Here is a 23,384-nt window from a genome sequence, read left to right on the forward strand (position 1 = left end):
TAGGGCGGCGCCGTGACCGGAACGCTTCATTCGCTGACCGCGCAGCGCGAGCCATCGCTCGACGCGATGATGGCGCTCGTCGCTGCTGACATGAACGGCGTCAACGCCGTCATCCTCGAGCGGATGCAAAGCAATGTCGCGCTAATTCCGGAGCTTGCGGGGCACCTGATTGCGGGTGGCGGCAAGCGCATGCGCCCGATGCTTACCCTCGCAAGTGCGGCGCTGCTCGGTTACCCCGGAACGCGGCACCACAAGCTCGCCGCCGCGGTCGAGTTCATCCACACCGCGACCCTGCTTCATGACGATGTCGTCGATGGCTCCGGCATGCGTCGCGGCAAGCGCACTGCCAACCTCATTTGGGGCAACCCGGCGAGCGTCCTGGTCGGCGATTTCCTGTTCAGCCGGGCGTTCGAGCTGATGGTCGAGGACGGCAGCCTCAAAGTCCTTCGCATACTTAGCCATGCGTCGGCTGTGATCGCGGAAGGCGAGGTCGATCAGCTGACCGCCCAGCGGCAAATTGAAACCGACGAAGACCAATATCTGAACATCATCAGCGCCAAGACTGCGGCCCTGTTCGCCGCCGCCTGCCGCGTCGCGCCGGTCGTTGCCGAAGCGAGCGAGGACGATGAAGTCGCGCTCGAATGCTACGGCCGCAACCTGGGCATCGCGTTCCAGCTCACCGACGACGCGATCGACTATTCTTCCGACGCGGCGACCATGGGCAAGGGTGTCGGTGATGACTTCCGCGACGGCAAGATGACTCTTCCGGTCATTCTCGCTTATGCGCGTGGCAGCGATGAGGGCCGCGCCTTCTGGCGCTCCGCAATCAGCGGTGACCGTATCTCCGACGAGGATCTCGCCCATGCCATCCGGCTACTTCGCTCGAGCGACGCGATTGCGGACACGATTGAGCGCGCGCGCCAATATGCGCGACGCGCGATCGATGCTCTCGCCCGTTTCCCGGCAAGCAAGGCCCGGGCGGCGCTGGTCGAGGCTGCCGAATTCGCGGTCGCCCGCGCCTACTAGTCCCTATTTAATCGGGATCATCATGTGCGCGTAAGGCGTACCGCCGAACATCACATATGGCTTGGTGGTGTCGGGATCCGCGGTGGCCGGGTACAGCTTGTTGAGCGAGTCCGCGCCGACGACCATCACATGTGGGCCCGTATCGACCCACTTTCCGTTCGCTGGTTTGTCTCCGAACGGATCCAAGTTGCTGGCATCGCTTCCGCCTTGAAGCATGTACATGAGCCCGACGTTGTCGGCTGGCGGGGCCTTGTGAGCCATCCAGGCCTGCGCCCACTTCATTGCATTGGCGTCCATGCACATGGGGTCTTTGCCCGGTGTCTGCGGATTGTCCGGCATGCAGGTCCAGCCGTTCGTGCCTTTTCGCAACTCCTTCACGGATCCGTCAGCGGCAACCTGGATCACCGCGGCGTCGGCAGAGATGGACGCCGGCGCGGCCGATTGAGCACTCGCCGTCGGATCTGAATCATCCGCCGGGACCGTGCTGCTGTTGGTAGCCGCCGCATTGTCCGCAGCCGCTTTCTTGGCGTTCGGATCTTTCATGCAGCCTCCGAGCGCGATCAACGCGCTGGTGACGCACAACGCTTTTAGCATCGTCGATTTCATGGAACCCCTCCTCTCCAAAGGAAGGACGGGACCTGTAGCACAGCGTCCGGCTTTCGGCACGTGACCTTGATTTGAACCGGCCACTTTGCCACCAGCGGACACATGACCATTGCCCGCATCTCCGAAGCCGAGCGCAAGACAACTCAGTCGGGCAAAGCCAATACCGGCCGCTGGTTGCTGGAATTCGAGCGGCAACAGGCGCAGCGACCCGACCCGCTGACGGGCTGGAACGGCTCCGGCGACACCAACACACAGGTTCGGCTGACCTTTCCGACCAAGGAAGCGGCGATCGCTTATTGCGCCCGGCACGGGCTTCAGCATCACATCGTCGCGGCCCCGCCGGTACGGCTCAAGATCCAGGCTTACGCCGACAATTTCCGCTAGATTCTGACGCGGCTCGGGGCTGTGTAGACCTCGTCCTCGATATTGCCGCTGTTTCGCGTCCCAATGGGCTCAAGCAGGAAAATCTCTGCCTCTTCCTCGGCAACCGGCCGATGCTCGACGCCTGCTGGAACAACGATCAGCTGGCCGGGCTTCATTTCGATCGCGTGATTCTCAAACTCGAGGCGAAAGCTTCCCCGCCAGGCGAAAAACATCTCGTCCACCTCATGGTGGTGCCACGGATATTCGCCTTTGATCTTCGCCAGCTTCAGCTCCTGGCCGTTGAGCTCAGCGATCGTCTTCGGCCGCCAATGCTCAGAAAACAGCGCGAACTTCTCAGCGACGTCGACAACCTCGGTCATCACGCGCCCTCCACGATGAACAGCCGCCCGTCCGACGCGCGCGTCCGGAACGGGATCACTTGCTGATATTCGGGGCAATCGTAGAAGCCCCGTGCTGCTTCGAGGCTCGGAAACTCGATGATCACCAGCCGGTGGATCTCCGGATTGCCTTCGAGCAGGTGAACCTTGCCGCCGCGCACGATGAATTTCCCACCATGCTTGGCGACGATGGCGCCCGTCCGGCTTCGATAGTCCTCGTACTTCTCGGGGTCCTGCACATCGACATTGGCGATCAGGTAAGCATTCATCGTCTCGGTCTCCTTCGACCACCAGCCGATTTGGCCGTTAGAACAACGGTGCTTGCGCTTCCACCATGTCGGAGGCATTTTGCTCCGGCCGAAGCTAGGGGGAAGGCTGCGTTTCGCCGACATCCGGCTGGTTATCGGCACCAGGCCCGAAGCAATCAAAATCGCCCCGCTCGCGCGCGCCCTTGTCGCGCGCGGAGCTGAACCGACGCTCACCTTCACTGGCCAGCATGCGCTGCGATCGGAGGAATTCGGGCTCAATGATCTCGCAACCCACGATCTCGATTGCCCCGGACGAGAGGATCCGCACGAGCATGTTCGCGCGGTCACCGACGCGCTGATCCCGCATCTCATCGATCGACCTGATTTGCTCGTTGTTCAAGGCGATACTTCGAGCGCGCTTGGTGCCGCGCTGGCCGGGTTCACAGCGGCGGTTCCGGTCGCGCACGTCGAAGCAGGGTTGAGGACCTTCGACCCGGCGCTCCCGTGGCCCGAGGAGGAATATCGAACCGCCATCGACGCGCACGCCTCGCTGCTATTCGCACCGACGGACCGAGCGGCCGCGAACCTCCGCGCTGAAGGCGTGCCGGGCGCAATCTTCGTCACCGGTAACACGGCGATCGACGCGCTGCTCGACGTCGAGGCCCGGCTGCCGACCGTTGGATTGAGCGAGAGCAACGGCAAGCGTCTGCTCGTCACGTGCCACCGCCGCGAAAGTTGGGGCGATGGCGTCGCATTCATTGCCTCGGCGCTGCGGGCGATTGCCCGGCAAGGCCTCGAGGTTGATGTCGTCCTTCACCCAAATGAACATCTCGCAGCTTCCATGAGAGCCTCGCTCGCCGGTGTGCCCAGTATCAACTTGCTCGACCCTTGCGGCCACGATGAGCTCGTTGGCAGGATGAGGTTGGCCACGCTGATCCTCAGCGATTCCGGCGGCATCCAGGAGGAGGCGCCTGCGCTCGGCGTCCCGCTGCTCGTGCTTCGCGACAAGACCGAGCGGCCAGAAGGGGTGGAATGCGGCAATGCGCGCCTTGTCGGCACCGACCGGAACAGGATCGTCGAGGAAGTGACGCGCCTGCTCGACCAGCCGGCAGCGTTATGGGCGATGAGCCGCCGCGCTCTTCCTTATGGCGATGGCCGGGCCGCGCCGCGCATCGCGGCAATTGTCGAGCGATGGCTTGAGGAGCGTAACCTGGGGGAAAGCCGCGGCGTATCAGTCGCGTGATACTCGCCGCCCCAGCGTGTATCACCGGCGATGCCATGCCGCCCCCGCTGCCCGGCATCGCCGCATTTTCGCCCGTCAGAGCCGAGTGCTGGCGTTGATCAGCCACAACGGGGCGTGCGTCACGAATGCCGTCTCGATCATGCGATCGACGCCGGTCAGTATGGCGACACCGACAGCGAGCAAAATGCCCCCCAGGATATATTTGCCCTGCCGCCCACGCGTGGTGAGATCGCCGCGCAGCCGATTGAACAACTGGCGTCCGAGGATCGAAATCACGACGAGAACCGTCGCGATACCGGCGCCGAACGCGGCCATGGTCAGCGCGACTTGTCCGAGGCCTTTTCCCTGCGCGGCGAGCGCGACGGCAGCGCCGAGCGTTGGACCGACGCAGGGACTCCACACGATGCCGAGCAACGCGCCGATCGCGGCCTGCCCGGCAAGACCGCCGCCATCCAGGTTCTGCTGCTTGTCGCCGGCCCAGGCGATCAGTGGAGCGAACAGGCGCGCGAATGAATCCTGCAGCTTCGAACTAATCAGAAAAACGCCCGCAATGGCGAGGATCGCGGCTCCGACCAGCCGCACTTGCTCCGCGTCGACGCCGAGGCGCGACCCGAACACGGCCAAGACGAACCCCACTGCGGTGAAGCTCACGACCAACCCGCCTGCCAATGCGAGCGGGCCGAGGCGGTGGCGCTGGGCAGACGAGCCCAACGCCACCGGGACCAGCGGGAGGACGCATGGGGACAGGATGGTCAGCCCGCCGGCCGCAAAGGCCAGCAGCGGATTGAGGAATTCGGCCGCCATCGATTCAGCGGAGCGTTGAAGCTAGGACGGCTTCGACCTTCGCCGGGTCGGTCTGATATTCGAGCCGACCGGTTTCGCGGCGGCCATGATAGCCGATGAGTGTTGACTGGCGCGTGACTCCGAACTTGCTCCACACCGCCTTTTCGGAGTCGAAGTCGATCCGCAGCACCTGCACATTTTTGTACTTCGGCGTCTTCAGCAGCGACTGGATCGTTTGTTCCTGCGCGCGGCAAATTGGGCACCACGGCGCATGGACGAACACCACGACTGACTTGTTGTGCGCCTGCTCGGCCTGAAACGAAGAAGCAGTGAACGGCCGAATGTCGACGGCTTGGGCCGGGGAAGCAAATGCCGCAGCGGCGGCAAAAAGTAGGACAGGGGTGCGCATTGGGGGTTCGCCTTTGTGAGGAATTGGATCGCGATGCAGCGTCGTGCCCCCAGTTCGGCAATGCTCGGCGATTGGTTACCGCAGCTCGTGCGCCTTTCGTAATCGGGACGGCGGGGCAGACAGTGCTAGAAGCGTGGAGCGAAGTTCCGGTACTGCAAAGTCCAGGAAGCTTCGGATCTTGGCCGGTATGGCTCTGCCGGCCGAATGGAGGAAACTCACCGGCCTCGGCTCTAATTCATATTGCTGGAGGACCAGGCGAAGATCGCCCCGGTTCAGGGCGTCCGCCACTTGATAACTAAATAGCCGCGCGAAACCGGCGCCACTCGTGGCCGCTTCCACCGTCCCCTCCGCCGTCGATACCGACAGACGCGGGTTCACGACGATGCGACGCTCCCCCTTGCCGCCAGCCCGCGCGAAGCTCCAGCTCGTCGCGTGGACTTGGAAGTCGTGCGCGACGCAGGGTAAGTCGATGAGGTCCTCGGGTACCTTCGGCTCTCCGTACCTTTCGATCGCGGCCGGGCTTGCGCAGATAATTCGACGGGTCTCGCCAAGCCGTACTGCAAGCATCGTGCTATCAGCTAGCACGCCTACGCGAACTGCTAGGTCGAACCCTTCTTCAACGATCTGCGCGTTTCGATCAGATAATGCGAGGTCAACTCGAATGTCGGAATAACGATCGAGGAATTTCCCGATCACAGGAAGCAAGAATCGTTGCCCGAACATTACCGGCGAAGTGATCGCCAATATGCCTTTGGGTGACGAAAATTCGCCGGCCGCGGTCCGCTCGGCGGTTTCGACTTGCTCGAGTATTTCACGGCTAGCCTCAACATAGTGCCTCCCCGCTTCGGTTAGCGCGAGCTTGCGTGTGGTGCGGGTCAGAAATTGGGTGCCAACATGGCGCTCCAAGTCGGTTATCCGGCGGCTAAGTGTCGAGAGCGGGACGTTCAGCCGTTGCGCCGCGCGCGAAAAGCTGCCGCAGTCGCTCACCTCGACGAGAAGGCGCATTGCTTGAAGTCGATCCATTATTCCATAATTCGGAAGATAATTCGCAACTTTCGCTACATTATCACGACAAACAGAAATATTAAATCTGCTCCTTCGGCGTCCAGCCCAGGAGAATTGCAATGTCTAGAATCAGCGTTCCGACGCGGGACGAAGCCCCCGCCGCGTCAATTCCGATCCTCGACGAGATCGATCGCAAGTTCGGTGTCATTCCCAACCTGTTCCGGCTGCTGGGAATCAGTTCGAAGGCGCTCAAGGCTTATGCCGATCTCAACGCGACGCTGGCCGGCACCTTCACGGTCAAAACGCGCGAACAGGTTGCAATCACCGTCGCCCAGATCAACAGCTGCGATTATTGCCTGTCGGCGCATAGCTATCTCGGCACCAACCTCGCCGGCCTCAGCGAGGATGACGTGAAGCTCGCCCGCAACCGCACCGCGGCCGATGCCGGGACCGCGGCGATCGTGCAGTTTGCTGCCAGCGTTGCCGACAAGCGCGGGCACCTGTCGAACGACGAGCTCGCGGCGGCCCGGCGTGCCGGCCTTAGCGACGCCGAGCTTGTGGAGATCGTCGCCCTCGTCGCGGAGAATGTCTTCTCCAACTTCGTCAACAGCGTCGCCCAGACCGACATCGATTTCCCCGTCGTCCTGGCGGCGAAGGCCGCCTGACGGTGGTCCCGCTGGTGCCGCCGTTCGAACTCGACAGCGCCACGCGCAAGGTTCGAGCGGCGGAAGACCTGTGGAACAGCCGCGACCCGGCCAAGGTCATCCAGGCCTACACGCCAGACTCCCATTGGCGGAACCGCGGGCATGAGCTGAACGGCCGCCACGCCATTCGCGCGTTCCTGACGCGCAAATGGTCGGCCGAGTTGGACTACCGGCTGGTAAAGGAGCTGTGGGGCTTTCGGCTTAACCGCATGGCGGTGCGCTTCTGTTACGAATCCAGGAACGCTCAAGGCCAGTGGATGCGGTCCTTTGGTAACGAATTATGGGAGTTCGACGAACAGGGGCTGATGCTCTGCCGGTACGCCAGCGTGAACGATGTCCCGATTGACGAAGTCGATCGCAAATTCCGCTGGTCGCTGGGCCCCCGCCCCCTAACCCATCCGGGGCTGAGCGAGCTGGGACTCTAGCCGGAGGTGAGGGCAGGTCCTCCGCTCACTCGGCGTCAGCTGGTCAACAGCCTCGCAGGCTTAGGCGCGGCTGCGAGCGTGCGCGGTCGGGCGATAGGCGCCACGCACTCACCAATTCGCGCGATCGCGTTCGATGCGTTTCCGATCTTCAACCCGGCGCGCCTGGCCGAGACGGCAACCTCCTTCTTCGGCGACGCCGGCAAAACTCTCGCCGCCGCCTGGTCGATGCGCCTGTTCAGCTTGACCTGGCTGGTCACCGCAGCGGACCGCTACCAGCCGTTCGAAACACTCGCCGGCCTCGCGCTCGATTCCGCCGCGCGCGACGCTGGCATCGACCTGCCGTCGGCGATGCGCCGCGACCTCGTTGATGCTTACGGCGATTTGAAAGTCTGGCCCGATGTGCCGGAGGCGCTCGAGCGATTGCGTTCGCGCGGTATCCGATTGCGATTTCTGTCGAACCTCGGCGAGGTCACCCTGGAGCGCAACATGCGCACCAACCGGATCAGGGACTATTTCGACCCGCCACTCAGCACCGACCAGGTCCGGCGTTTCAAACCCTCACCCGCCGCTTACGCAATGGCGACCCGCGCGTTCGGGTTACCGAGGGAAGAGATCGGCTTCGCAGCCTTCGCCAATTGGGACGCCGCCGGCGCAGCGCATTTCGGCTTTCCGACTGCATGGGTGAACCGCAGCGCCGCTGCGCCTGACTCATTCGGTCCGGAGCCCGCGCGATCAGGCAAGACTATCGAAGCCTTGCTCCACCTAGTAGGCGGGTCAGGAGCTGACTCGTAACCTTTTCGGCGTCCGTCGCGAATGCTGGGGATTGAATGCGGGCCGACGAAGACCAATTGCGAGAATGGATGATCGGTGGCCTCGATGGCAACGCCGCTGATCACACGCGGCTGCTCGCCGCGATCGTCCCCATTCTCACGGCCTTCTTTCGGCGCCGCATGAACGAAGGCGCGGACGTTGAGGATATGGTTCAGGACACACTGATTGCAGTTCACACGCGGCGCGAGACCTATGATCGCGACCGCGCGTTCACGCCGTGGCTCTTCTCGATCGCGCGTTACAAGATGATCGACAATTTCCGCCGGAACCGGCGGACCGTCCCGATCGAGGGGCTGGAAGAAATCCTCGTTTCCGAAGGCTTCGAAGATGCAGTCAGCGCACGCGTCGACATAGAGTCGCTACTGTCCCAAATTCCTGAAAAGCAGGCGCGCCTGATCCGCGCTACGCGGCTTGGTGGATCGTCGATCGCCGACGTGTCGGCCGCGGAATCGCTCGGCATCTCAGACGTGAAGGTGTCCGTGCACCGCGGCATCAAGGCGCTCGCCGCGAAAGTGGGAAAAGCGCGGTGAACACGCAGGATCTCATCGACACCCTGGGCCGCGACGTTCGGCCCGTTCCGCGCCATGCGGTTGAGCGGAAGATCGCGCTCGCGCTGATCCTCGGAATCATTGGATCGACGGTGCTGATCGTCGCCACCCTCGGCATTCGGAGAGATCTCGGTGCAGCCATGGGTGAAGCCGATTTCTGGATAAAATGGCTCTACACCGCGTCGCTGGCCATCGTCGCGGCCGGACTTACGTTCCGGTTGGCACGGCCCGAACCTGCCAGGTTCGCGCGCTGGTGGCTGGCCGTTCCAGTCGTCGTCCTGGCGTTGATCGGAATCGCCGAACTGGCCGCAGCACCGCCGTCGCATTGGCTCGCCATGTGGCTTGGCCGCACCGCGTCGAAATGCCCGTTCCTTGTCCTCGGCCTGTCGATCCCGATCCTCGGCGCACTGTTGTGGTCAATGCGCCGGCTCGCGCCCACGCGCCTCGCTGCTGCCGGCGCCGCGGCCGGCCTTACCGCCGGCGCATTCGCTGCGACGGTCTATTGCCTGCACTGCCCGGAAAGCTCGGCGGTGTTCGTGCTGACCTGGTATTCGCTCGGTATCGCCTTCGCGACCGGCGTCGGTGCGCTGCTCGGTCCGCGCTTTCTCCGCTGGTAGCTTTGCTGGTGACCCCTACGGGACTCGAACCCGTGTTTTCGCCGTGAGAGGGCGACGTCCTAGACCGCTAGACGAAGGGGCCAGCGCTGCAAGCGAGGCGGCCATATGTGGGCTGAAGCCGCGCTAGTCAATCAACGCGCTGACGACCAATGGACGTGGATGATCCGCCAGCCATCGGGCGTCCGCCGGAGCAACATCGTCTCGGTCGTCGCGCTGTCGATCGGCTTGCCCTTGTAGCTTCCCTTGGTCCTGCCTTCCGTCGCGACCCAGGCCAGATTGCCTTCACCCCCGCCGAAGCGATGGGCGGTGGTTGAGCTTACGGCTGTCGAGAAGGCGGCGTCGGCGGCGAGGTGATGCGCGGCATATTCCGCCTTGGACCGCTCAGCTTCGCCGGATTCGAACACCACTGCATCGTCTGCAACCAGCGCCGCAGCGCCGACGGTGTCGCCCCGGCGGAGCGCGGCGTGAAAGGCATCGACGGTCGCAGCCGCTTCCAATGCAACGCCTTCCAAGGGGGCGGCCGGGGCAACGCTCGACCAAGCCAAAGCCAATGCCGTGATGATCAATCGCATGGTCATTCCCCTCAATTCAGCTTGAGCCGGACGAAGCCCATCGTCCCGACCGGATTCTTGCCGCCATAGAGCGGTGCGAGGCTATCCGGCACGAAGTTCAGTGCAACCAGCCCGCCGGCGCCGATCGACCAGTGATCGGCGATCCGGAAGTCGCGTACCGCGCCAAGCGAAACCTTGCCGACCCGATAGGCGGGCCCGTGCTCGTCGGGATCTTCAACAAGCTCGCGATTCTCGGTCATTTCGCCGCGGCCGAAAATCGTCCAGCCGCCGTGCTTTAGGGACGCTTCGGCGGCGAACGCATCGTCATTATGATGCTCGACGGTCTTGCGGCCCCACGCCAGCGTGCCAGCCAGCTTCCAGCCAGCCGCAATCTCGTCCGCGTAGAGCAGGCTCGCCGATAGCCGCTTCTGATCGACGCCCGGCTCTAGTTGCTCGGGGTCCTTGAAGTATCCCCAGCTTCCCTGCAGCGAGAGCGCGCGCGTCGGGTTCCACGAGACCCGGACCGCGGTCGAATCCAGCGCCCCTGTTTCGATGTTCCAGCGATGCTCATCCGGCTCGCGCCCGTTGAATCGGCTGACCTCTACCTTGACCCGGTCGAGGACAATCCCGGCGGTTACCACGCCGAAGCTAATGTGCGTGGAATCGAGCCAGTGGTGGCTGATCGGCGCCTCGGGCGAATCCAGGATCGCCTCGCGGTGCATGAACGCGGGCGGCCCGAACGCCGGCTCGCCGGGCAGGCCGCCATACAGAAACACGCTGCTCTTCTCGCCGATATTCTGAGACACGGACGCGGACAGCTCCATGAACAAATCGTGCGGATGCTGGCGGTCGATCAGCCGGTCGGTGCCGTTCGCTGTCTCTCCGCTCGCAAGGAGCAAGGGATAGCCGCTCTTCCCCATCAGCGGATCCGGGCTCAGCATCGCCTTGAACTGCAAGGTGCCGTTCCCGAGTGGACGGCGGGCCATGCCCATCAGCATGCCACTGGCGGAGAATTTATCGTCGCCGCGCGGGCCCGATTGATGGTCGTAGACCAGGTTGACGACGCCGTGCGCCATCAACGTCCAGTCGCCGCTCATCACGTGCAGGCCGGCGTGCTCGCTATTGTCGGGCTGCCACGCCGTGCCCGATGACTCGCGCGTCATCGGATACGGTCCGAACGCGCCTGTCACGGCCATATTGTGGCCAGCGTGCTCGCCGCCCTGTGTGTCGCCCGCCGGCATCGCACCCATTTGCGAATGATCCATCTGGCCATGGTCCATAGGCTCGGGTGTGGCCTGGGCCGGCGGCATGGGCATGTCGCCCATTTGCGAATGGTCCATTTGGCTGTGGTCCATAGGAGGCGGAGCAGCGTCAGGGGCCTTGCGTTCCGCAGGCGCATGATCGGCATGAGCGTGCGCCGGTGCTTGTGACGCCTTCTTCATAGGCGCCTTCTTCGCAGCCACTCTATTTTTCGCCGCCTTTTTCACGGCCTTCTTGGCCGCGGGCTTGGCCGGCGCAGGCATATGCATGCCGGGCATGTGCATCTGCGCTTGGGCGGGCGCGGACAGGCTCGCCAGCGCGAGCGCGCTGGCAGTCAGGAATCGATAAGTCACAAAGATATCTCCGGTCAGGAAGCGCGGCCGGTTACAGCCGCGCCTCCCTTCATTCACTCAGGCGATTGCTACTGGCCGCGCTCGGCATGGTGGCCTTCCATCTTGGCCTCCATGTCTTTGCAGCATTCCTTGCAGCAATCCTTGTGGTCCGCATGCTCGCCCATCTTCATGTGCATGTCGTGGGCACTTGGAGCGGCGGGAGCCGGCGCAGCCGGCTGAGCGGCCAAAACCGCCGCGGCAATCAACGTCATCATTTTGAGTCTCCTGAAATTCGAATGTGGTTCGAGGTTTCAGGATGCGCGCGGAGGGGGTGTTGCCGTTTCCGGATGAAGTCCGTGCAGTTGGTGGGCGGCGGCCAACCGAGGTACCTCGGTCGCGATTGCCAGCGCCGGTGCGCCGGGCGCTTCCACGGCGGGCAGCGCGGCCGCGCACGCCATCGTGCATTCGGCAAAGCCTGCTTTATGGTCCTGCGTCGGTGCCTGGTCAGGGCAATGGCCCATGACCATGCCCGCCATGTCGTGATGCGCCGGCACGGCCGCTGTCACGGGGCTCATGCCAAGCGGCATCAGCAGCACTGCGACAAGCAGCATCAGGCGGGCAAGCACGCGAGCCATGGTCGTCACGATAGGGCTAGCCCCGTCCGCGCGCAATCAGTGGCAGGCTTTTAGCTCGCGCTTCAGCAGCCAGTAATTGACCGGCCACGCCGCGAGGAATCCAGCCGGAACTGCGAACAACAGGCCGCGCCAGAACATCCATGCGAAGACGGATTTCGCACCCATCCCGCCCATTTGGTAATCGACGAAGTTCATAACGATCTCCATCACCCCGATGGAGATCACCTCGCCGATCCAGATGATCTTCAAGGCGGCGAGCAGGCCGACCTTTTGATCGCGCATCACTGGGAGCAGGCCGAGCGTGATGCCCGACAAGTAAGAAAGCGCGGTCGCCAGCGCGATCATCGGCCATGGCGAAAGCCCGAGCAGCGTGCCGGTCAAAAGGCCGGCAACTTCCCCGACGATGCATCCGGTGAGGCAGTGCAGCGTAGCGTGCGCGGAGGTTTTGAAAGCACCTCCGCCATGGCCCCCATGAGCGTGGCCATGGCCGTGGTGGGTGGAATGAGCATTGGAAGTCATCATTGTTTCCTGAAATTCGCCCCCGCCAGCACGCGCGGGGGCTTACGACTAACGTTTGTAATTTTAGCAGACGCAGTTCTTGCAGGTGCACGGATTGCAGCGGCACGTGCCGCGAACCGCACAGCCACAATTGTCGTCCTTCTTCACTTCCTTGCGATCGGTCATTTCCAGTCTCCTTTTTGACGTTGCTCATGTCGAGCGAATCGCCATATAGCCGCCGTACCATGGTACGGAGTCAAGCAATGCAATCGCTGACCATCGGAAAGCTCGCCGCCTCGGGTGACGTCGGAGTGGAGACCATCCGCTTCTACCAGCGCCGCGGCCTGCTCGGGACGCCCGCGCGGGCCGATGGCGTCCGCCGCTACGGCTCCGAGGACGTCCGCCGCCTGCGGTTCATCCGCCAGGCACAGGCCGCTGGCTTCACGCTCGAGGAGATCAAGCAGCTGCTCGATCTGGACGCGAGCGAAGACCGCGCCCGGGCGCGTGAGCTCGCCAACGCCCGGGTGAAGGCGCTCGACCAGCGCATCGCCGAGCTCAAGGGTGCGCGTAACGCCCTTCGCAGATTGGCTAGTGAATGTGGGTCGGGAAGTTCGGGACCGTGCCCGATCCTCGCGTCATTCGAGCAGCACTAGTCGCTCACTCGTCGCGTTCGCGCTCGCTCAAATACCGCATCAACTCCGCGAGCGTCGATTCCATCTGGTCCTGCATCTGGCTGACCAGCTCGTTCTCGCGCATGCCGACATGGTCGAGCGGTTTTGAATAGCTATCGGAAAAGGCCTGCAGGTCGGAGCGGTCGAACACGCCCTTTGATACAAGCTTGGCGAGGATCACCAGCAGGCCGTTGGTGTTGGCGATCGTGCCGGCGACCAGCGCCTCGTCGACCATCGACAATTGCTTGTCGGTTTCGATCTCGATTTCGTCTTCGTCGGGAATCATCTTCACCACTTCTGATGGGGCGGCACGAATTGGGCAAGCCTTGACCACGCGGCAGCCTTTTCGGCGAACGGCCTCGTATTGGCCGCGCTCGATGAGGGGAGATCGACCAGACTGAGGCCGGGTGGCGGATCGCCGACCAATCCACGCCCGACACGGGCAGCCGTCCCTCCGTTGAATGCAATTGCAACAAGGTCTGGGAAATCGCGGAGCAGATGCTCGATCTGGTTATGCTCGGCTTCGCGGATCGCCTGGTCGAGGCTGCCTGACCGGCTTGCCGAGGCAATCACGTCCCACAGGCCGATACGCCGCTCCGCGAGGCGCGCCAGCCGGTCCTCGTAATCCAGCGCCTGCAGCTCCTCGCCGATCGCTGCGCCAAGAAGCCGCCAGAACTGGTTGGTCGGATGCGCATAATAGCGCTGCGCCGCGAGCGAGGCGTCGCCGGGCAGACTGCCCAGCACGAATAGCCGCGCGTCGGGACTGGCAATCGGCGGCAGTCCGTATTTGACGCCCACAAATTAACCCCTACAGCCCCGATCCGTGAAGCCGACCGACCTCCGCGTCGCCCTCTTTTCGGGCAACTACAATTATGTGCGCGACGGGGCCAACCAGGCATTGAATCGCCTGGTCGGCTATCTGCTGCGGCAGGGCGTCCAGGTGCGCGTTTACTCGCCGACCGTGAAGAACCCAGCCTTTCCGGCAACTGGTGATCTCGTCAGCGTGCCCTCGATCGCGATCCCGGGCCGCGAGGAATATCGGCTGCCGATCGCCCTACCCGCCCGGGTCAAGCGCGACCTTGCCGAGTTCAATCCCAACGTCGTCCACGTTTCGAGCCCCGACATCGTCGGGCATCGCGCGGTGACCTGGGCGCGCAAGAACAAGATCGCAGCCGTGGCCTCGGTGCACACGCGGTTCGAGACCTATCTCGCTTATTATCATCTTCAGTTCCTTGAACCCGACGTGCGCGCGATCCTGCGCCGCTTCTACAGCCGCTGCGAAGTCGTGATGGCGCCGGCGGAATCGACCGCCGCGATCCTTCGCGCGCAGCGCATGAACCGCGACATCGCGATCTGGGCTCGCGGGATCGACCGCGACCAGTTCAAACCCGCACGCCGCGACATGGAATGGCGACGCAGCCACGGCATCGGCGACGATGAGATGGTCGTCGCCTACCTCGGCCGGATCGTGATGGAGAAGGGGCTCGACGTTTTTTCAGACGCGATCCACGCCTTTGCCGCTCACAAGGTCCCGCACCGCGTGCTCGTCATCGGCGAAGGGCCCGCGCGCCCATGGTTCGAAGAACAATTGCCCGACGCGATCTTCGTCGGCCAGCAAACCGGCGCCGATCTCGCCCGCGCGCTCGCGAGCTCGGACGTGCTGCTCAACCCCTCGATCACCGAGGCGTTCGGCAACGTCACCCTTGAAGCCATGGCCTGCGCGCTGCCGGTTGTCGCCGCCGATGCTTCCGGCGCGACCAATCTCGTGCGGAACGGGATTACCGGAACGCTGGCCGACCCCGATGAGCTCGAGGAGTTCGCCGACGCACTTGAGGCCTATGCTCGCGATCCCGAGCTTCGCCGCCGCCACGGCGAAGCCGGGCTTGCCGTGGCGGAGACGATGGATTGGGACACGATCAACGCGCAGGTCATCCGTGTCTACAAGCACGCGATCGTCAAGCGGGCGCGGCTCGAGCGGATGACCGGCCGCTAGGTTACTTAACCCGCTCGATCCGCTGCGCTGCCTCGTCGAGGATCGCTGCAATTTCGTGAAGCAGATCCTCGTCCAGGCCGTCGCGGCCGACGCGGTGGCTGAGCGCGGTCATCAGATTTTTGACCGCCCGGCCGATCGCGGGCCCCGCATTTTCAGCCTCGCGCGGCTTGAGGTCGCTCAGTCGCTCGAGCAGCGCGTCGACCTCCTCTTTGCGCCCCTCGAGATGGGCGCGTCCCTCGTCGGTCGCCTGGAATGGCTTGCGCGCGCCCTCGCCGGGCGCTTCCTCGATATGGCCCATGTCCTGTAGCAAGGTCAGCGTCGGATAGATGATGCCCGGGCTCGGCGCATATTCGCCGCCGGTCAGCTCCTCGATTGCGCGGATCAAATCATAGCCGTGACGCGGCTCGTCGGCGATCAGCTTCAGGAGCACGAGCCTGAGCTCGCCGCCTTCAAACATGCGGCGGCTGCGGCGGCCGTGCCGGCCGCGTCCGCGGCCTTCAGGCCCGTCCCCGAGGTCGAAGTGAATCGGCCCCCAGTTCCAGCCGCGGCCGCCGCGCATTGCGAACAGCCCTTCCGGAATTTCGATTTCGATATGGCTCTTGGGCCCGCAACCATGATGACTATGTCGCATAATATCTCCTTTGATGTGTCGCAGATATATCTTAGCTGCATCACGGACAAGGCCGCTCGTGCAATTTTTGTCATTCGCCTTATGTCTCAAGGCGATGGCCGACCTTTTCCAGGACGAGCAGATTTCGACCCGCCCGCCGGAGGCACCGCCGGCCAATGCACCGCTTGCGGATCGCCTGCGGCCCGCTTCACTAAGCGACGTCGTCGGCCAGGAGCATCTGACCGGTCCCGACGGCGCGATCGGACGGATGGTCGCGGCCGGGCGCCTCGCCTCGATGATCCTGTGGGGCCCGCCGGGCACCGGCAAGACCAGCATAGCGCGCCTGCTGGCCGATGCCGTCGGCCTTCGCTTCGTCGCCATCTCGGCGGTCTTCTCGGGCGTTGCGGACTTAAAGAAGATCTTCGCCGAGGCGCGCACCGCCGCGAAGGCCGGCCAGCAGACCCTGCTGTTCGTGGACGAGATCCACCGCTTCAACCGCTCGCAGCAGGACGGCTTCCTGCCCTATGTCGAGGACGGCACCGTCATCCTCGTCGGCGCAACGACCGAGAACCCCAGCTTCGAGCTCAACGCCGCGCTTTTGTCGCGCTGCCAGGTTTTGATCCTGCGCCGGCTGGATCACCAGGCGCTGGGCGAACTGATCCGCCGCGCCGAAGCGATCGAGGAGCGCGCCCTCCCCGTCACCACCGAAGCCCGCGACGCGCTGATCGCATCGGCCGACGGCGACGGCCGCTTCCTGTTGAACCAGGCAGAGACCTTGTTCTCGATCGACATCGGCGAGCCGCTGGATGCCGCCCAATTATCGGAGCTCCTGCACCGCCGCGTGCCCGTCTACGACAAGGATCGGGAGGGCCATTACAACCTCATCTCCGCGCTCCACAAAAGCATCCGCGGCTCCGATCCGCAGGCCGCGCTTTATTATCTCGCGCGCATGCTCGTTGCCGGCGAGGAGCCGCTGTACGTGCTTCGGCGCCTCACCCGCGCCGCCGTCGAGGACATCGGCATGGCCGATCCCAACGCGCTACTTCAGTGCCTCGCGGCGAAGGAGATGTACGATTTCCTTGGGTCTCCAGAAGGCGAGATCGGCATCGTCCAGGCCTGCCTCTATCTGGCGACCGCGCCCAAATCGAACGCCGCCTACATGGCCCAGAAAGCGGCGTGGCGAAGCGCGAAAGAAACGGGAAGCCTGATGCCGCCGATGCATATCCTCAACGCGCCAACGAAGCTGATGAAGAATGTCGGCTACGGCAAAGGCTATGCTTACGACCACAGCAGCGACGAGGGCTTCTCCGGCCAGGACTATTGGCCGGAAGGCATGGACCGGCAGGCCTTTTACGAACCTACCGATCGCGGCTTCGAAGCCAAGGTGCGCGAGCGGCTGGAATATTGGGACGAACGGCGCAAAGAGCTGCAACAAAAGGCGGACGAGTCGGGTTAACCGACAACCAGCAAAACGGAGGGATCGCGGGCATGTATCAGGTCGACCAAAGCGCTTACTGGCAGGCTCAGACGGTGTACTGGGGGCCCAAGATCCTCATCGCCATCCTCATCCTGATCGCTACATGGGTCGTCGCCCGGGCGGTCAAGTGGGTCCTGCAGCGCGCGATCGACCGCACCCCTGCGCTGAAGAAGCATGTGACAGGGACGCCGGAAGAGACGGTCGGCCACCAGCTCGGCACCATCGCCAAGCTGATCATCTGGCTGGTCGGCATTATGGCCGCGCTTAGATTCCTCGGCGTTGGACAGATCCTCGCTCCGATCAATGAGCTGGTCACCGAGATCTTCGCTTTCTTGCCCCGGCTGATCGGCGCCGGCCTGATCTTCTTCGTCGGCCTGATCGTCGCCCGGATCGTGCGGCGGCTGGTCGAGACCGTGCTCATCGCAGCCAATATCGACGGCCTGCTGGCGCGCATCGGTATCGGTGAGACGGCGGGCACGCGCCGCACCGACCCGAAGGACGTCCCGCCGGGAACTGTGCCCGGCATGACTCGCGCCAGCCTGGCCAAGGCGCTTGGCGTGCTCGTCTTTGCCCTTATCATCATCCCGGTCGCCATTGCGGCGCTTCAGGTCCTCGGCATCGAAGCCATCTCGGGTCCTGCGACCGCGATGCTGAACGAAATTCTAGCCGCGATTCCGAACGTGCTTTACGCGGCCTTGTGGATCGGCATTGCGTTCATCGCCGCCCGCTTCCTCAAAACCTTTATCGAGGCGATCCTGCCGCCGACAGGCTTCGACGACGCGATCCGTTCGATGGGTGTGCTGCCGGCTAACGCCAGTGCTTCACGCATCGTCGCCAACATCGCCATGATTGCGATTATCCTCGGCGCGTCGATCGAGGCGCTGCGGCAGATTGGCGGCGGTGACATCGCGATCTTCCTCGCGCAGGTGACGGCGCTTGGCAGCAAGGTGATCTTCGGAACGCTGATCATCGTTGCGGGCATCTTTTTGTCCAACGTCATCGCCAAGCTAGTCGGTAGCGGCACCGGCGAAGGAAGCTTCGCCCAGACCATCGTTCGCTACGCGATCATCGCCCTGTTCACGGCGATCGGCCTCACCTTCATGGGCCTGGCCGACCAGATCGTGATGATGGCGTTCGGCCTGATCCTCGGCTCCGCCGCGGTGGCGACTGCCTTGGCGTTCGGGCTCGGCGGGCGTGACGCTGCGGGACGCATTGCCGATTATTGGGCCTCGCGCATCACGGGGCGGTCGGCTCCGCCTCCGCCGCCCAAGCGGCTGCGCAGCACGCCCGGCGACGACAGTCAGCCGCCGCTCGTGTGACATCCCGCTTCGCGGCCTACGTCGCGATCGACTGGTCGGGCGCGAAGGGCAAGCAGCACAAGGGCATCGCCATTGCCGAAGCGCGCGGCGGCGCCGCCCCTCGGCTGGTCCGGTCCGGCCACGCCTGGTCGCGCGAGGAGGTCGCCGATTGGCTCCTCGCGCAGGCGGCGAAGGAGCCGACCCTGTTCGGCTTCGACTTCAGCTTCGCCCCGCCGCTGATGGAACGCGGCGAGTATCTTCCCGGCGAAGCTGGCGTGCCGAAGACTGCACGCGCGTTCTGGGCCTACGTCGATTCCCTCTGCGACGATGAGGATCTGGGCGCCGCGAGCTTCCTCGAGCTCGCGCACCGCAAGCATTTTTATTTCGGCATCGCCGACGGGGTGAAGGCCGATTTCGTCCGCTTCCGCCAGTGCGATGCGAGGCTCAATGCGCAAGGCGGGCGTAAAACCGCGTCCGCTTACGACGCAATCGGGGCCGCGCAGGTCGCCAAGGCAAGCTTCGCCGGCATGCGCTTCCTCCATCGCCTCGACGGCAAGGTCGCGATCTGGCCGATGGACACCCTCCCCGACCATGGCAGCGCGGTGGTCGAAATCTACACCCGCATCTACCTCCGCCGGGCGGGGCTATCGGGAACTAAAGTGAGGACTCGCGCAGACCTCAATCGCGCGCTGCTCGGTCTCAACAGCCCGCCCGCCCGGCTTCGCTTCGAGCCCAACGACCATCAAACCGACGCGCTGATCACGGCTGCCGGGATGCGCCAGCTCACGCTGACCGAGCCGCGCGCCTTTAAGCCCGAAGGCCTGACGCCCGAGATCGCCCAAGCGGAAGGCTGGACCTTCGGCGTGCTATGAAGCAGAGCGACCGGCGGGCCGGATTAGCTCAGTTGGTAGAGCAGCGGTTTTGTAAACCGAAGGTCGCGGGTTCAAATCCTGCATCCGGCACCACTCGCAGCCTTCATCGGCGAATGCAGGAGGGATAATGCTCGGTCTTCTGATTGCCTCGCAGCTCGTTGGGGCCCGTCCGCTTCCCAATGAAATGTGGTTCGCGAATATTGATCCGCCGAGCTCCGTGAGAGAGTCCGACGATGTCGTCCAGACCGTCACTCAGACGCTGGTCGACAAGAATGGCAACGTGGTGGGCTGCAGGGTCGAAGAGAAATCAAAACAGCCAAAGGCCGACGCTTTCGCCTGCGCCGCAATCATCAAGCTTGGGAAGTTCAGGCCCGGGCACTGGTCGGATGGCACGCCGGTGCCTTCGATCTTTCGTTATACCTTCACCTTCAACGCCGACGAGGACGCGAAGCCGACCGGCGACCTTGAATTGTCAGTCGATCGCCTTCCAGACGGCGCCCGCTCTTCGGTCCTCCTGACACTGGATTATGCCGCGGACGCGGACGGCAAGATCAGCGACTGCGCCGACGCTCCGCAACCGGGCCTCGCCAATACGAAGGCCGACGATCCGGGATTAGTGACGCTCGCATGCACCCAGCTCGTCAAGAACTGGCAGCCTTTCACCGTGTTGGATGAGGCCGGGAAACCGACGCGATCGGTGCAGAACGCCTACGTCGTCATCAACAAATCGCGATAACGAGTCCGCCCATTCTCTAAGCCTCGACCTCAACCCACATTGGCGCATGGTCGCTGGTCTTTTCCCAGCCGCGCGGAGTTCGGTCGACGCCTGCGGCCTTCAGCTTCTTCGCGAGGCTCGGGCTTAGTAGCGCATGGTCGATGCGGATGCCGGCGTCGCGCTCGAATGAGTTTCGCCAGTAATGCCAGAAGGTGTAGATTCGCTCCTTCGGGTGAAGCTTGCGGATCGCGTCGGTCCAGCCCTGCCCGACCAGCTCCTTGTACTTCTCCTTCGCTCGCGGCGCGAACAGCGCATCCTTTGCCCAGCGCTCGGGCTTGTACACGTCCATGTCGGTCGGAATGATATTGTAATCGCCAATCAGGATGGCCGGCAGGCCGCTGTCGAGAAGCTCCTGCGCATGGTCGTATAGCCGGTCGAGCCAGGCGAGCTTGTAGTCGAACTTGGGCCCCGGCCACGGGTTACCGTTCGGCGCATACATGTTGCCGACCAGGATGCCGCATACAGCCGCCTCGATGTACCGGCTCTGGTCGAGGTTGGGATCATCGGGCAGCGCGCGGCGCGTTTCCACCGGCTCGCCGACGCGGCTCAGCAGAGCAACGCCGTTCCAGCTTTTCTGGCCGTGCCAGATGGCCGAATAGCCGAGCGCCTCGATGGCCTCGGCCGGAAAGGCTTCATCCGTGCATTTGAGCTCCTGAAGGCCGACGATGTCGGGCTTAAATTCCTCGAGCCAGCGAATCAGCACGGCCAGCCTCGAGTTGATTCCGTTGATGTTGTAGCTCGCGATTCGCAGCCGTTTTTTCATGACTTTCCGAACCCGCGCGGGGCGAATCCGTTGCCTGTTCCGAGTCCCACAGGTTTATCCACAGATTCGCCCCCTGTTTTCTCGTTCGGCACCTCATTTAGGGCTGGAACATTCGGCCGGCCCAGCTATTGTCTACCTGTGTTTCGGAGACTTCGGTCGAAGAAACATGGAACCCCGGCAACTTCGGTTGCCGGGGTTTACTCGTTTCTGGGCCCGAGCATTTATTTGGGCCTCCCAAAATCACAGCGCGGCCGGGTCCGCTTCTTTCAGCGCCAACGGCTTCGACCGGTCCGGCAAGGGATATTTGCTGCCGTTCGCGCAATTGAACAGCAGGACTCGCTCCTCCTCGCCAACCAGCCCGCGCTCTCGCGCCAGCCTCCACGCCGCAAGCACCGCGCCGCCCTCCGGACAGAACAGGAAGCCGTCGTCGCGCGCCGCATCCTCGACGGCCTTAAGGATAGCTTCTTCCGGCACCGCGAGGGCAGCACCGCCACTTTCGCGGACCGCCCGGAGAATCAGGAAATCGCCGACCGCCTTCGGCACGCGGATACCCGTCGCGACCGTCGCCGCATTCTCCCACCGCTCGGCGAACTCATCGCCATTGTCGAACGCGCGAACCATCGGCGCGCAGCCCTCGGCCTGGACCGCATACATGCGCGGGCGCTTGGGCCCGATCAGGCCGACCGCTTCCAGCTCGTCAAATGCCTTCCACATGCCGATGAGGCCGGTGCCGCCGCCCGTCGGGTAGAAGATCGCGTCGGGCAGCTCCCAGTCGAGTTGCTCGGCAAGCTCGAAGCCCATCACCTTTTTCCCCTCGAGGCGATAGGGCTCCTTCAGGGTCGAGCAGTCGAACCACAGCCCCTCGGCGGCGCCCTTGCCCACGAGCGCGCCGCACTCGTCGATCTGACCGTCGGCGACATAGACCCGCGCGCCATAGGCGACCGTCTCAGTCACGTTGATTTGCGGCGTTTCGGCGGGGCAGATGACGACGGTCTCGATCCCCGCCCGCGCCCCGTAAGCCGCCAGCGCCGCGCCGGCATTGCCGTTGGTCGGCATCGCGATCCGCCCGATCCCGAACTGCTTCGCCATGGTCACCGCCATGGCGAGGCCACGCGCCTTGAAGGAGCCCGTCGGGAGCCGCCCTTCGTCCTTGACCAGCAGGTTCGCACTGCCGGTCCTGGTCAGCGTGACGATCGGTGTCTCGGGCTCGCCCAGGCTAACCGGCTCCCCGTCGAACGGCAGCAGTTCACGCCATTTCCACATGCCCGGCTCGCGTTCGGCCAGGTTCTCGCGCGTCAAGCTCCGGCGCGCCGCCTCCATGTCGTAGCGCACCAGCAAAGGCTTGCCGGCGCGGCTGAGGTTATGGACCTGCCCCGCTTCATAGCGCTCGCCCGTCAGCGAGCATTCGAGGTGAGTGACGAGGCTCATCAGCAATTGTGATGGTCGGACGCGTGCTCGCGTTCAACCTGGATGGTGCAATGCTCGATGTGAAACCGGTCGTGGAGCATCTCGCGCGCGGCGGCCAAAAGCGCATCAGGATAATCGGCACGCGCCGTGACGATGTGCGCGGTCAGCGCCGTTTCCGAGGTGCTGAGCGGCCAGACGTGAAGATCGTGCACCGCCTCGACGCCCTCGATTTCAGCGAGTGAAGCCTCGACTTGGTCAACGTTGATTCCAGCGGGCACGCCGGCGAGCGACATCCAAACCGATTCCTTGAGCAGACCGACGCTACTCCACAGGATTACCCCGGCGACGGCCAGGCTCATAACCGGATCGACCCAACGCTGGCCGGTCCACAGAATGACCAGCCCCGCGAAAACCACCGCCGCCGAAACCGCAGCGTCCGCGGCCATGTGCAGGAAGGCGCCGCGGGTGTTGAGATCGTGCTGTCCGCGTATGAACAGCAAAGCCGTCGCGCCGTTCACCGCGATCCCGATCGCCGCGACGACCATGACCACGCCACCTTCGGTCGGCGCCGGATGGAACAGGCGGCGAATGGCTTCGGCCCCGATCGCGCCAACGGCGATCAGCAGGAACAAGGCGTTGACGAGCGCCGCCAGGATCGACGCTTTCTTCAGCCCGTAGGTAAAGCGCGGCGAGGATCCGGTCTTCGCCATCAGCCCGCCTGCCCAGGCCACCAGCAGCCCCAGGACGTCGGACAAATTATGACCCGCGTCAGACAGCAGGGCCATCGAATTAGCGGTGAAGCCAAAGGCCGCCTCGACGACCACGAATGCTACATTGAGGCCGATGCCGAGCGCGAACGCCCGGTTCATGTCCGCATGATGGTGATGTGCGTGGCCGGCCATGCACCCGTCCTAGCTGACGACTTTAGCGACGCAAATCGTCGCCTTCGCCAACCTGACGTTGATGTAATCCAGCGCTCACCTTGCCTAAAGATGATGGGGTGTAGGCAGCACGGCATTTCGGCAGGGGGAATCCG

General features: G+C 63.8%; 31 protein-coding genes and 2 tRNA genes. 15 read left to right on the forward strand and 18 right to left on the reverse strand.

Features of this window, described 5'->3' with window-relative positions; genetic code table 11:
* The first annotated feature begins 66 nt into the window (after positions 1-66).
* On the forward strand, positions 67-1,026 hold the full coding sequence (locus tag AC4K8G_RS05580; protein WP_491734418.1) for a polyprenyl synthetase family protein: 960 nt from the start codon (positions 67-69) through the stop codon (positions 1,024-1,026).
* Between the two features lie 3 nt (positions 1,027-1,029).
* On the opposite strand, the gene AC4K8G_RS05585 is transcribed toward AC4K8G_RS05580, so the two are convergent.
* The gene (locus tag AC4K8G_RS05585) at positions 1,030-1,632 is read right to left on the reverse strand and encodes a hypothetical protein (protein ID WP_491733178.1); all 603 of its coding nucleotides are present in this window, start codon (positions 1,630-1,632) and stop codon (positions 1,030-1,032) included.
* A gap of 102 nt (positions 1,633-1,734) precedes the next feature.
* On the opposite strand from AC4K8G_RS05585, the gene AC4K8G_RS05590 reads away from it, so the two are divergent.
* A complete protein-coding gene (locus AC4K8G_RS05590) occupies positions 1,735-2,016 on the forward strand; it encodes an ETC complex I subunit (RefSeq protein ID WP_491733179.1) in 282 nt (93 codons plus the stop codon).
* Here the strand turns inward: AC4K8G_RS05590 and AC4K8G_RS05595 are convergent.
* Complete coding sequence (locus tag AC4K8G_RS05595) at positions 2,013-2,375, reverse strand: cupin domain-containing protein (protein WP_491733180.1); 363 nt, start codon at positions 2,373-2,375, stop codon at positions 2,013-2,015. The genes AC4K8G_RS05590 and AC4K8G_RS05595 overlap by 4 nt on opposite strands.
* Complete coding sequence (locus tag AC4K8G_RS05600; RefSeq protein WP_491733181.1) at positions 2,375-2,740, reverse strand: DUF1330 domain-containing protein; 366 nt, start codon at positions 2,738-2,740, stop codon at positions 2,375-2,377. The genes AC4K8G_RS05595 and AC4K8G_RS05600 overlap by 1 nt, the downstream gene beginning before the upstream one ends.
* A gap of 1 nt (position 2,741) precedes the next feature.
* On the opposite strand from AC4K8G_RS05600, the gene wecB reads away from it, so the two are divergent.
* On the forward strand, positions 2,742-3,884 hold the full coding sequence (gene wecB, locus AC4K8G_RS05605) for a non-hydrolyzing UDP-N-acetylglucosamine 2-epimerase (RefSeq protein WP_491733182.1): 1,143 nt from the start codon (positions 2,742-2,744) through the stop codon (positions 3,882-3,884).
* Positions 3,885-3,959: 75 nt separating this feature from the next.
* On the opposite strand, the gene AC4K8G_RS05610 is transcribed toward wecB, so the two are convergent.
* The 3 genes from AC4K8G_RS05610 to AC4K8G_RS05620 all read right to left on the reverse strand — a co-directional run bounded on the left by AC4K8G_RS05610 (position 3,960) and on the right by AC4K8G_RS05620 (position 6,081).
* Positions 3,960-4,688 carry a cytochrome c biogenesis CcdA family protein gene (locus AC4K8G_RS05610; protein WP_491733183.1) on the reverse strand — a complete coding sequence of 243 codons (729 nt, stop codon included), beginning with the start codon at positions 4,686-4,688 and terminating at the stop codon, positions 3,960-3,962.
* A gap of 4 nt (positions 4,689-4,692) precedes the next feature.
* On the reverse strand, positions 4,693-5,076 hold the full coding sequence (locus AC4K8G_RS05615) for a thioredoxin family protein (protein WP_491733184.1): 384 nt from the start codon (positions 5,074-5,076) through the stop codon (positions 4,693-4,695).
* Positions 5,077-5,151: 75 nt separating this feature from the next.
* On the reverse strand, positions 5,152-6,081 hold the full coding sequence (locus AC4K8G_RS05620; RefSeq protein WP_491733185.1) for a LysR family transcriptional regulator: 930 nt from the start codon (positions 6,079-6,081) through the stop codon (positions 5,152-5,154).
* Between the two features lie 119 nt (positions 6,082-6,200).
* Here AC4K8G_RS05620 and AC4K8G_RS05625 point away from each other — a divergent pair, with 119 nt between their 5' ends.
* The 5 genes from AC4K8G_RS05625 (at position 6,201) to AC4K8G_RS05645 (ending at position 9,206) form a co-directional block, all read left to right on the forward strand.
* Entirely contained in the window at positions 6,201-6,746 is a 546-nt protein-coding gene (locus AC4K8G_RS05625) for a carboxymuconolactone decarboxylase family protein (protein WP_491733186.1), read from the forward strand.
* Positions 6,743-7,210, forward strand: a complete 468-nt coding sequence (locus AC4K8G_RS05630) for a nuclear transport factor 2 family protein (RefSeq protein WP_491734419.1) — start codon at positions 6,743-6,745, stop codon at positions 7,208-7,210. The genes AC4K8G_RS05625 and AC4K8G_RS05630 overlap by 4 nt, the downstream gene beginning before the upstream one ends.
* A 78-nt stretch (positions 7,211-7,288) precedes the next feature.
* Positions 7,289-8,002 (forward strand): haloacid dehalogenase type II, encoded by a 714-nt coding sequence (locus AC4K8G_RS05635; RefSeq protein ID WP_491733187.1) that lies wholly within the window; start codon positions 7,289-7,291, stop codon positions 8,000-8,002.
* 35 nt (positions 8,003-8,037) lie between these two features.
* Complete coding sequence (locus tag AC4K8G_RS05640; protein ID WP_491733188.1) at positions 8,038-8,571, forward strand: sigma-70 family RNA polymerase sigma factor; 534 nt, start codon at positions 8,038-8,040, stop codon at positions 8,569-8,571.
* A complete protein-coding gene (locus tag AC4K8G_RS05645) occupies positions 8,568-9,206 on the forward strand; it encodes a DUF1109 domain-containing protein (RefSeq protein WP_491733189.1) in 639 nt (212 codons plus the stop codon). The genes AC4K8G_RS05640 and AC4K8G_RS05645 overlap by 4 nt, the downstream gene beginning before the upstream one ends.
* Before the next feature lie 6 nt (positions 9,207-9,212).
* On the opposite strand, the gene AC4K8G_RS05650 is transcribed toward AC4K8G_RS05645, so the two are convergent.
* The 6 genes from AC4K8G_RS05650 to AC4K8G_RS05675 form a co-directional block, all read right to left on the reverse strand.
* Positions 9,213-9,288 (reverse strand) — tRNA-Glu (locus tag AC4K8G_RS05650).
* A gap of 49 nt (positions 9,289-9,337) precedes the next feature.
* A complete protein-coding gene (locus tag AC4K8G_RS05655) occupies positions 9,338-9,778 on the reverse strand; it encodes a nuclear transport factor 2 family protein (RefSeq protein WP_491733190.1) in 441 nt (146 codons plus the stop codon).
* Positions 9,779-9,789: 11 nt separating this feature from the next.
* A complete protein-coding gene (locus AC4K8G_RS05660) occupies positions 9,790-11,370 on the reverse strand; it encodes a hypothetical protein (protein ID WP_491733191.1) in 1,581 nt (526 codons plus the stop codon).
* A 68-nt stretch (positions 11,371-11,438) separates the two neighbouring features.
* Positions 11,439-11,624, reverse strand: coding sequence for a hypothetical protein (locus AC4K8G_RS05665; protein WP_491733192.1), 186 nt, complete (start codon positions 11,622-11,624; stop codon positions 11,439-11,441).
* 36 nt (positions 11,625-11,660) lie between these two features.
* The gene (locus tag AC4K8G_RS05670; RefSeq protein WP_491733193.1) at positions 11,661-11,984 is read right to left on the reverse strand and encodes a hypothetical protein; all 324 of its coding nucleotides are present in this window, start codon (positions 11,982-11,984) and stop codon (positions 11,661-11,663) included.
* Between the two features lie 36 nt (positions 11,985-12,020).
* Positions 12,021-12,506: a DUF4396 domain-containing protein gene (locus AC4K8G_RS05675; protein WP_491733194.1), complete on the reverse strand. Its 486-nt coding sequence runs from the start codon at positions 12,504-12,506 to the stop codon at positions 12,021-12,023.
* 239 nt (positions 12,507-12,745) lie between these two features.
* On the opposite strand from AC4K8G_RS05675, the gene AC4K8G_RS05680 reads away from it, so the two are divergent.
* Positions 12,746-13,135, forward strand: coding sequence for a MerR family transcriptional regulator (locus tag AC4K8G_RS05680; protein ID WP_491733195.1), 390 nt, complete (start codon positions 12,746-12,748; stop codon positions 13,133-13,135).
* A gap of 4 nt (positions 13,136-13,139) precedes the next feature.
* On the opposite strand, the gene AC4K8G_RS05685 is transcribed toward AC4K8G_RS05680, so the two are convergent.
* Both AC4K8G_RS05685 and AC4K8G_RS05690 read right to left on the reverse strand, forming a co-directional pair.
* Positions 13,140-13,439 carry a hypothetical protein gene (locus tag AC4K8G_RS05685; RefSeq protein ID WP_491733196.1) on the reverse strand — a complete coding sequence of 100 codons (300 nt, stop codon included), beginning with the start codon at positions 13,437-13,439 and terminating at the stop codon, positions 13,140-13,142.
* A 2-nt stretch (positions 13,440-13,441) separates the two neighbouring features.
* Positions 13,442-13,951, reverse strand: coding sequence for a DNA-deoxyinosine glycosylase (locus AC4K8G_RS05690; protein WP_491733197.1), 510 nt, complete (start codon positions 13,949-13,951; stop codon positions 13,442-13,444).
* Positions 13,952-13,976: 25 nt separating this feature from the next.
* Between AC4K8G_RS05690 and AC4K8G_RS05695 the strand changes: the two genes are divergently transcribed.
* Positions 13,977-15,146: a glycosyltransferase family 4 protein gene (locus AC4K8G_RS05695; RefSeq protein ID WP_491733198.1), complete on the forward strand. Its 1,170-nt coding sequence runs from the start codon at positions 13,977-13,979 to the stop codon at positions 15,144-15,146.
* A gap of 1 nt (position 15,147) precedes the next feature.
* On the opposite strand, the gene AC4K8G_RS05700 is transcribed toward AC4K8G_RS05695, so the two are convergent.
* Positions 15,148-15,777: a PadR family transcriptional regulator gene (locus AC4K8G_RS05700; RefSeq protein ID WP_491733199.1), complete on the reverse strand. Its 630-nt coding sequence runs from the start codon at positions 15,775-15,777 to the stop codon at positions 15,148-15,150.
* 94 nt (positions 15,778-15,871) lie between these two features.
* Between AC4K8G_RS05700 and AC4K8G_RS05705 the strand changes: the two genes are divergently transcribed.
* The 5 genes from AC4K8G_RS05705 (at position 15,872) to AC4K8G_RS05725 (ending at position 20,139) form a co-directional block, all read left to right on the forward strand.
* Entirely contained in the window at positions 15,872-17,212 is a 1,341-nt protein-coding gene (locus AC4K8G_RS05705) for a replication-associated recombination protein A (RefSeq protein ID WP_491733200.1), read from the forward strand.
* A gap of 32 nt (positions 17,213-17,244) precedes the next feature.
* Positions 17,245-18,552, forward strand: a complete 1,308-nt coding sequence (locus AC4K8G_RS05710) for a mechanosensitive ion channel (RefSeq protein ID WP_491733201.1) — start codon at positions 17,245-17,247, stop codon at positions 18,550-18,552.
* Positions 18,549-19,403 carry a hypothetical protein gene (locus AC4K8G_RS05715; RefSeq protein WP_491733202.1) on the forward strand — a complete coding sequence of 285 codons (855 nt, stop codon included), beginning with the start codon at positions 18,549-18,551 and terminating at the stop codon, positions 19,401-19,403. Before AC4K8G_RS05710 ends, AC4K8G_RS05715 begins: the two co-directional genes overlap by 4 nt.
* A 17-nt stretch (positions 19,404-19,420) precedes the next feature.
* Positions 19,421-19,496: transfer RNA gene (locus AC4K8G_RS05720), tRNA-Thr, on the forward strand.
* 34 nt (positions 19,497-19,530) lie between these two features.
* Positions 19,531-20,139: an energy transducer TonB gene (locus tag AC4K8G_RS05725; RefSeq protein ID WP_491733203.1), complete on the forward strand. Its 609-nt coding sequence runs from the start codon at positions 19,531-19,533 to the stop codon at positions 20,137-20,139.
* 16 nt (positions 20,140-20,155) lie between these two features.
* Here AC4K8G_RS05725 and xth read toward each other — a convergent pair whose 3' ends face one another.
* The 3 genes from xth to AC4K8G_RS05740 all read right to left on the reverse strand — a co-directional run bounded on the left by xth (position 20,156) and on the right by AC4K8G_RS05740 (position 23,250).
* Positions 20,156-20,929 carry an exodeoxyribonuclease III gene (xth, locus tag AC4K8G_RS05730; RefSeq protein WP_491734420.1) on the reverse strand — a complete coding sequence of 258 codons (774 nt, stop codon included), beginning with the start codon at positions 20,927-20,929 and terminating at the stop codon, positions 20,156-20,158.
* 252 nt (positions 20,930-21,181) lie between these two features.
* The gene (locus AC4K8G_RS05735) at positions 21,182-22,369 is read right to left on the reverse strand and encodes a threonine synthase (protein WP_491733204.1); all 1,188 of its coding nucleotides are present in this window, start codon (positions 22,367-22,369) and stop codon (positions 21,182-21,184) included.
* On the reverse strand, positions 22,369-23,250 hold the full coding sequence (locus AC4K8G_RS05740; protein WP_491733205.1) for a cation diffusion facilitator family transporter: 882 nt from the start codon (positions 23,248-23,250) through the stop codon (positions 22,369-22,371). Before AC4K8G_RS05740 ends, AC4K8G_RS05735 begins: the two co-directional genes overlap by 1 nt.
* Between the last annotated feature and the right edge of the window lie 134 nt (positions 23,251-23,384).

Source organism: Sphingomonas sp. SP3, from assembly GCF_058514305.1.

Excerpts from the sequence above, each read along its gene's own strand:
- AC4K8G_RS05610 (WP_491733183.1), bottom strand. The coding sequence starts at position 4,688 with ATGGCGGCCGAATTCCTCAATCCGCTGCTGGCCTTTGCGGCCGGCGGG.
- AC4K8G_RS05615 (WP_491733184.1), bottom strand. The coding sequence starts at position 5,076 with ATGCGCACCCCTGTCCTACTTTTTGCCGCCGCTGCGGCATTTGCTTCC.
- AC4K8G_RS05665 (WP_491733192.1), bottom strand. The coding sequence starts at position 11,624 with ATGATGACGTTGATTGCCGCGGCGGTTTTGGCCGCTCAGCCGGCTGCG.
- AC4K8G_RS05680 (WP_491733195.1), top strand. The coding sequence starts at position 12,746 with ATGCAATCGCTGACCATCGGAAAGCTCGCCGCCTCGGGTGACGTCGGA.
- AC4K8G_RS05595 (WP_491733180.1), bottom strand. The coding sequence starts at position 2,375 with ATGACCGAGGTTGTCGACGTCGCTGAGAAGTTCGCGCTGTTTTCTGAG.
- AC4K8G_RS05585 (WP_491733178.1), bottom strand. The coding sequence starts at position 1,632 with ATGAAATCGACGATGCTAAAAGCGTTGTGCGTCACCAGCGCGTTGATC.
- AC4K8G_RS05625 (WP_491733186.1), top strand. The coding sequence starts at position 6,201 with ATGTCTAGAATCAGCGTTCCGACGCGGGACGAAGCCCCCGCCGCGTCA.
- AC4K8G_RS05740 (WP_491733205.1), bottom strand. The coding sequence starts at position 23,250 with ATGGCCGGCCACGCACATCACCATCATGCGGACATGAACCGGGCGTTC.
- AC4K8G_RS05700 (WP_491733199.1), bottom strand. The coding sequence starts at position 15,777 with ATGCGACATAGTCATCATGGTTGCGGGCCCAAGAGCCATATCGAAATC.
- AC4K8G_RS05655 (WP_491733190.1), bottom strand. The coding sequence starts at position 9,778 with ATGCGATTGATCATCACGGCATTGGCTTTGGCTTGGTCGAGCGTTGCC.
- AC4K8G_RS05640 (WP_491733188.1), top strand. The coding sequence starts at position 8,038 with ATGCGGGCCGACGAAGACCAATTGCGAGAATGGATGATCGGTGGCCTC.
- AC4K8G_RS05705 (WP_491733200.1), top strand. The coding sequence starts at position 15,872 with ATGGCCGACCTTTTCCAGGACGAGCAGATTTCGACCCGCCCGCCGGAG.
- AC4K8G_RS05735 (WP_491733204.1), bottom strand. The coding sequence starts at position 22,369 with ATGAGCCTCGTCACTCACCTCGAATGCTCGCTGACGGGCGAGCGCTAT.
- AC4K8G_RS05620 (WP_491733185.1), bottom strand. The coding sequence starts at position 6,081 with ATGCGCCTTCTCGTCGAGGTGAGCGACTGCGGCAGCTTTTCGCGCGCG.
- AC4K8G_RS05600 (WP_491733181.1), bottom strand. The coding sequence starts at position 2,740 with ATGCCTCCGACATGGTGGAAGCGCAAGCACCGTTGTTCTAACGGCCAA.
- AC4K8G_RS05675 (WP_491733194.1), bottom strand. The coding sequence starts at position 12,506 with ATGATGACTTCCAATGCTCATTCCACCCACCACGGCCATGGCCACGCT.
- AC4K8G_RS05670 (WP_491733193.1), bottom strand. The coding sequence starts at position 11,984 with ATGGCTCGCGTGCTTGCCCGCCTGATGCTGCTTGTCGCAGTGCTGCTG.
- AC4K8G_RS05590 (WP_491733179.1), top strand. The coding sequence starts at position 1,735 with ATGACCATTGCCCGCATCTCCGAAGCCGAGCGCAAGACAACTCAGTCG.
- AC4K8G_RS05725 (WP_491733203.1), top strand. The coding sequence starts at position 19,531 with ATGCTCGGTCTTCTGATTGCCTCGCAGCTCGTTGGGGCCCGTCCGCTT.
- AC4K8G_RS05685 (WP_491733196.1), bottom strand. The coding sequence starts at position 13,439 with ATGATTCCCGACGAAGACGAAATCGAGATCGAAACCGACAAGCAATTG.
- AC4K8G_RS05580 (WP_491734418.1), top strand. The coding sequence starts at position 67 with ATGATGGCGCTCGTCGCTGCTGACATGAACGGCGTCAACGCCGTCATC.
- AC4K8G_RS05710 (WP_491733201.1), top strand. The coding sequence starts at position 17,245 with ATGTATCAGGTCGACCAAAGCGCTTACTGGCAGGCTCAGACGGTGTAC.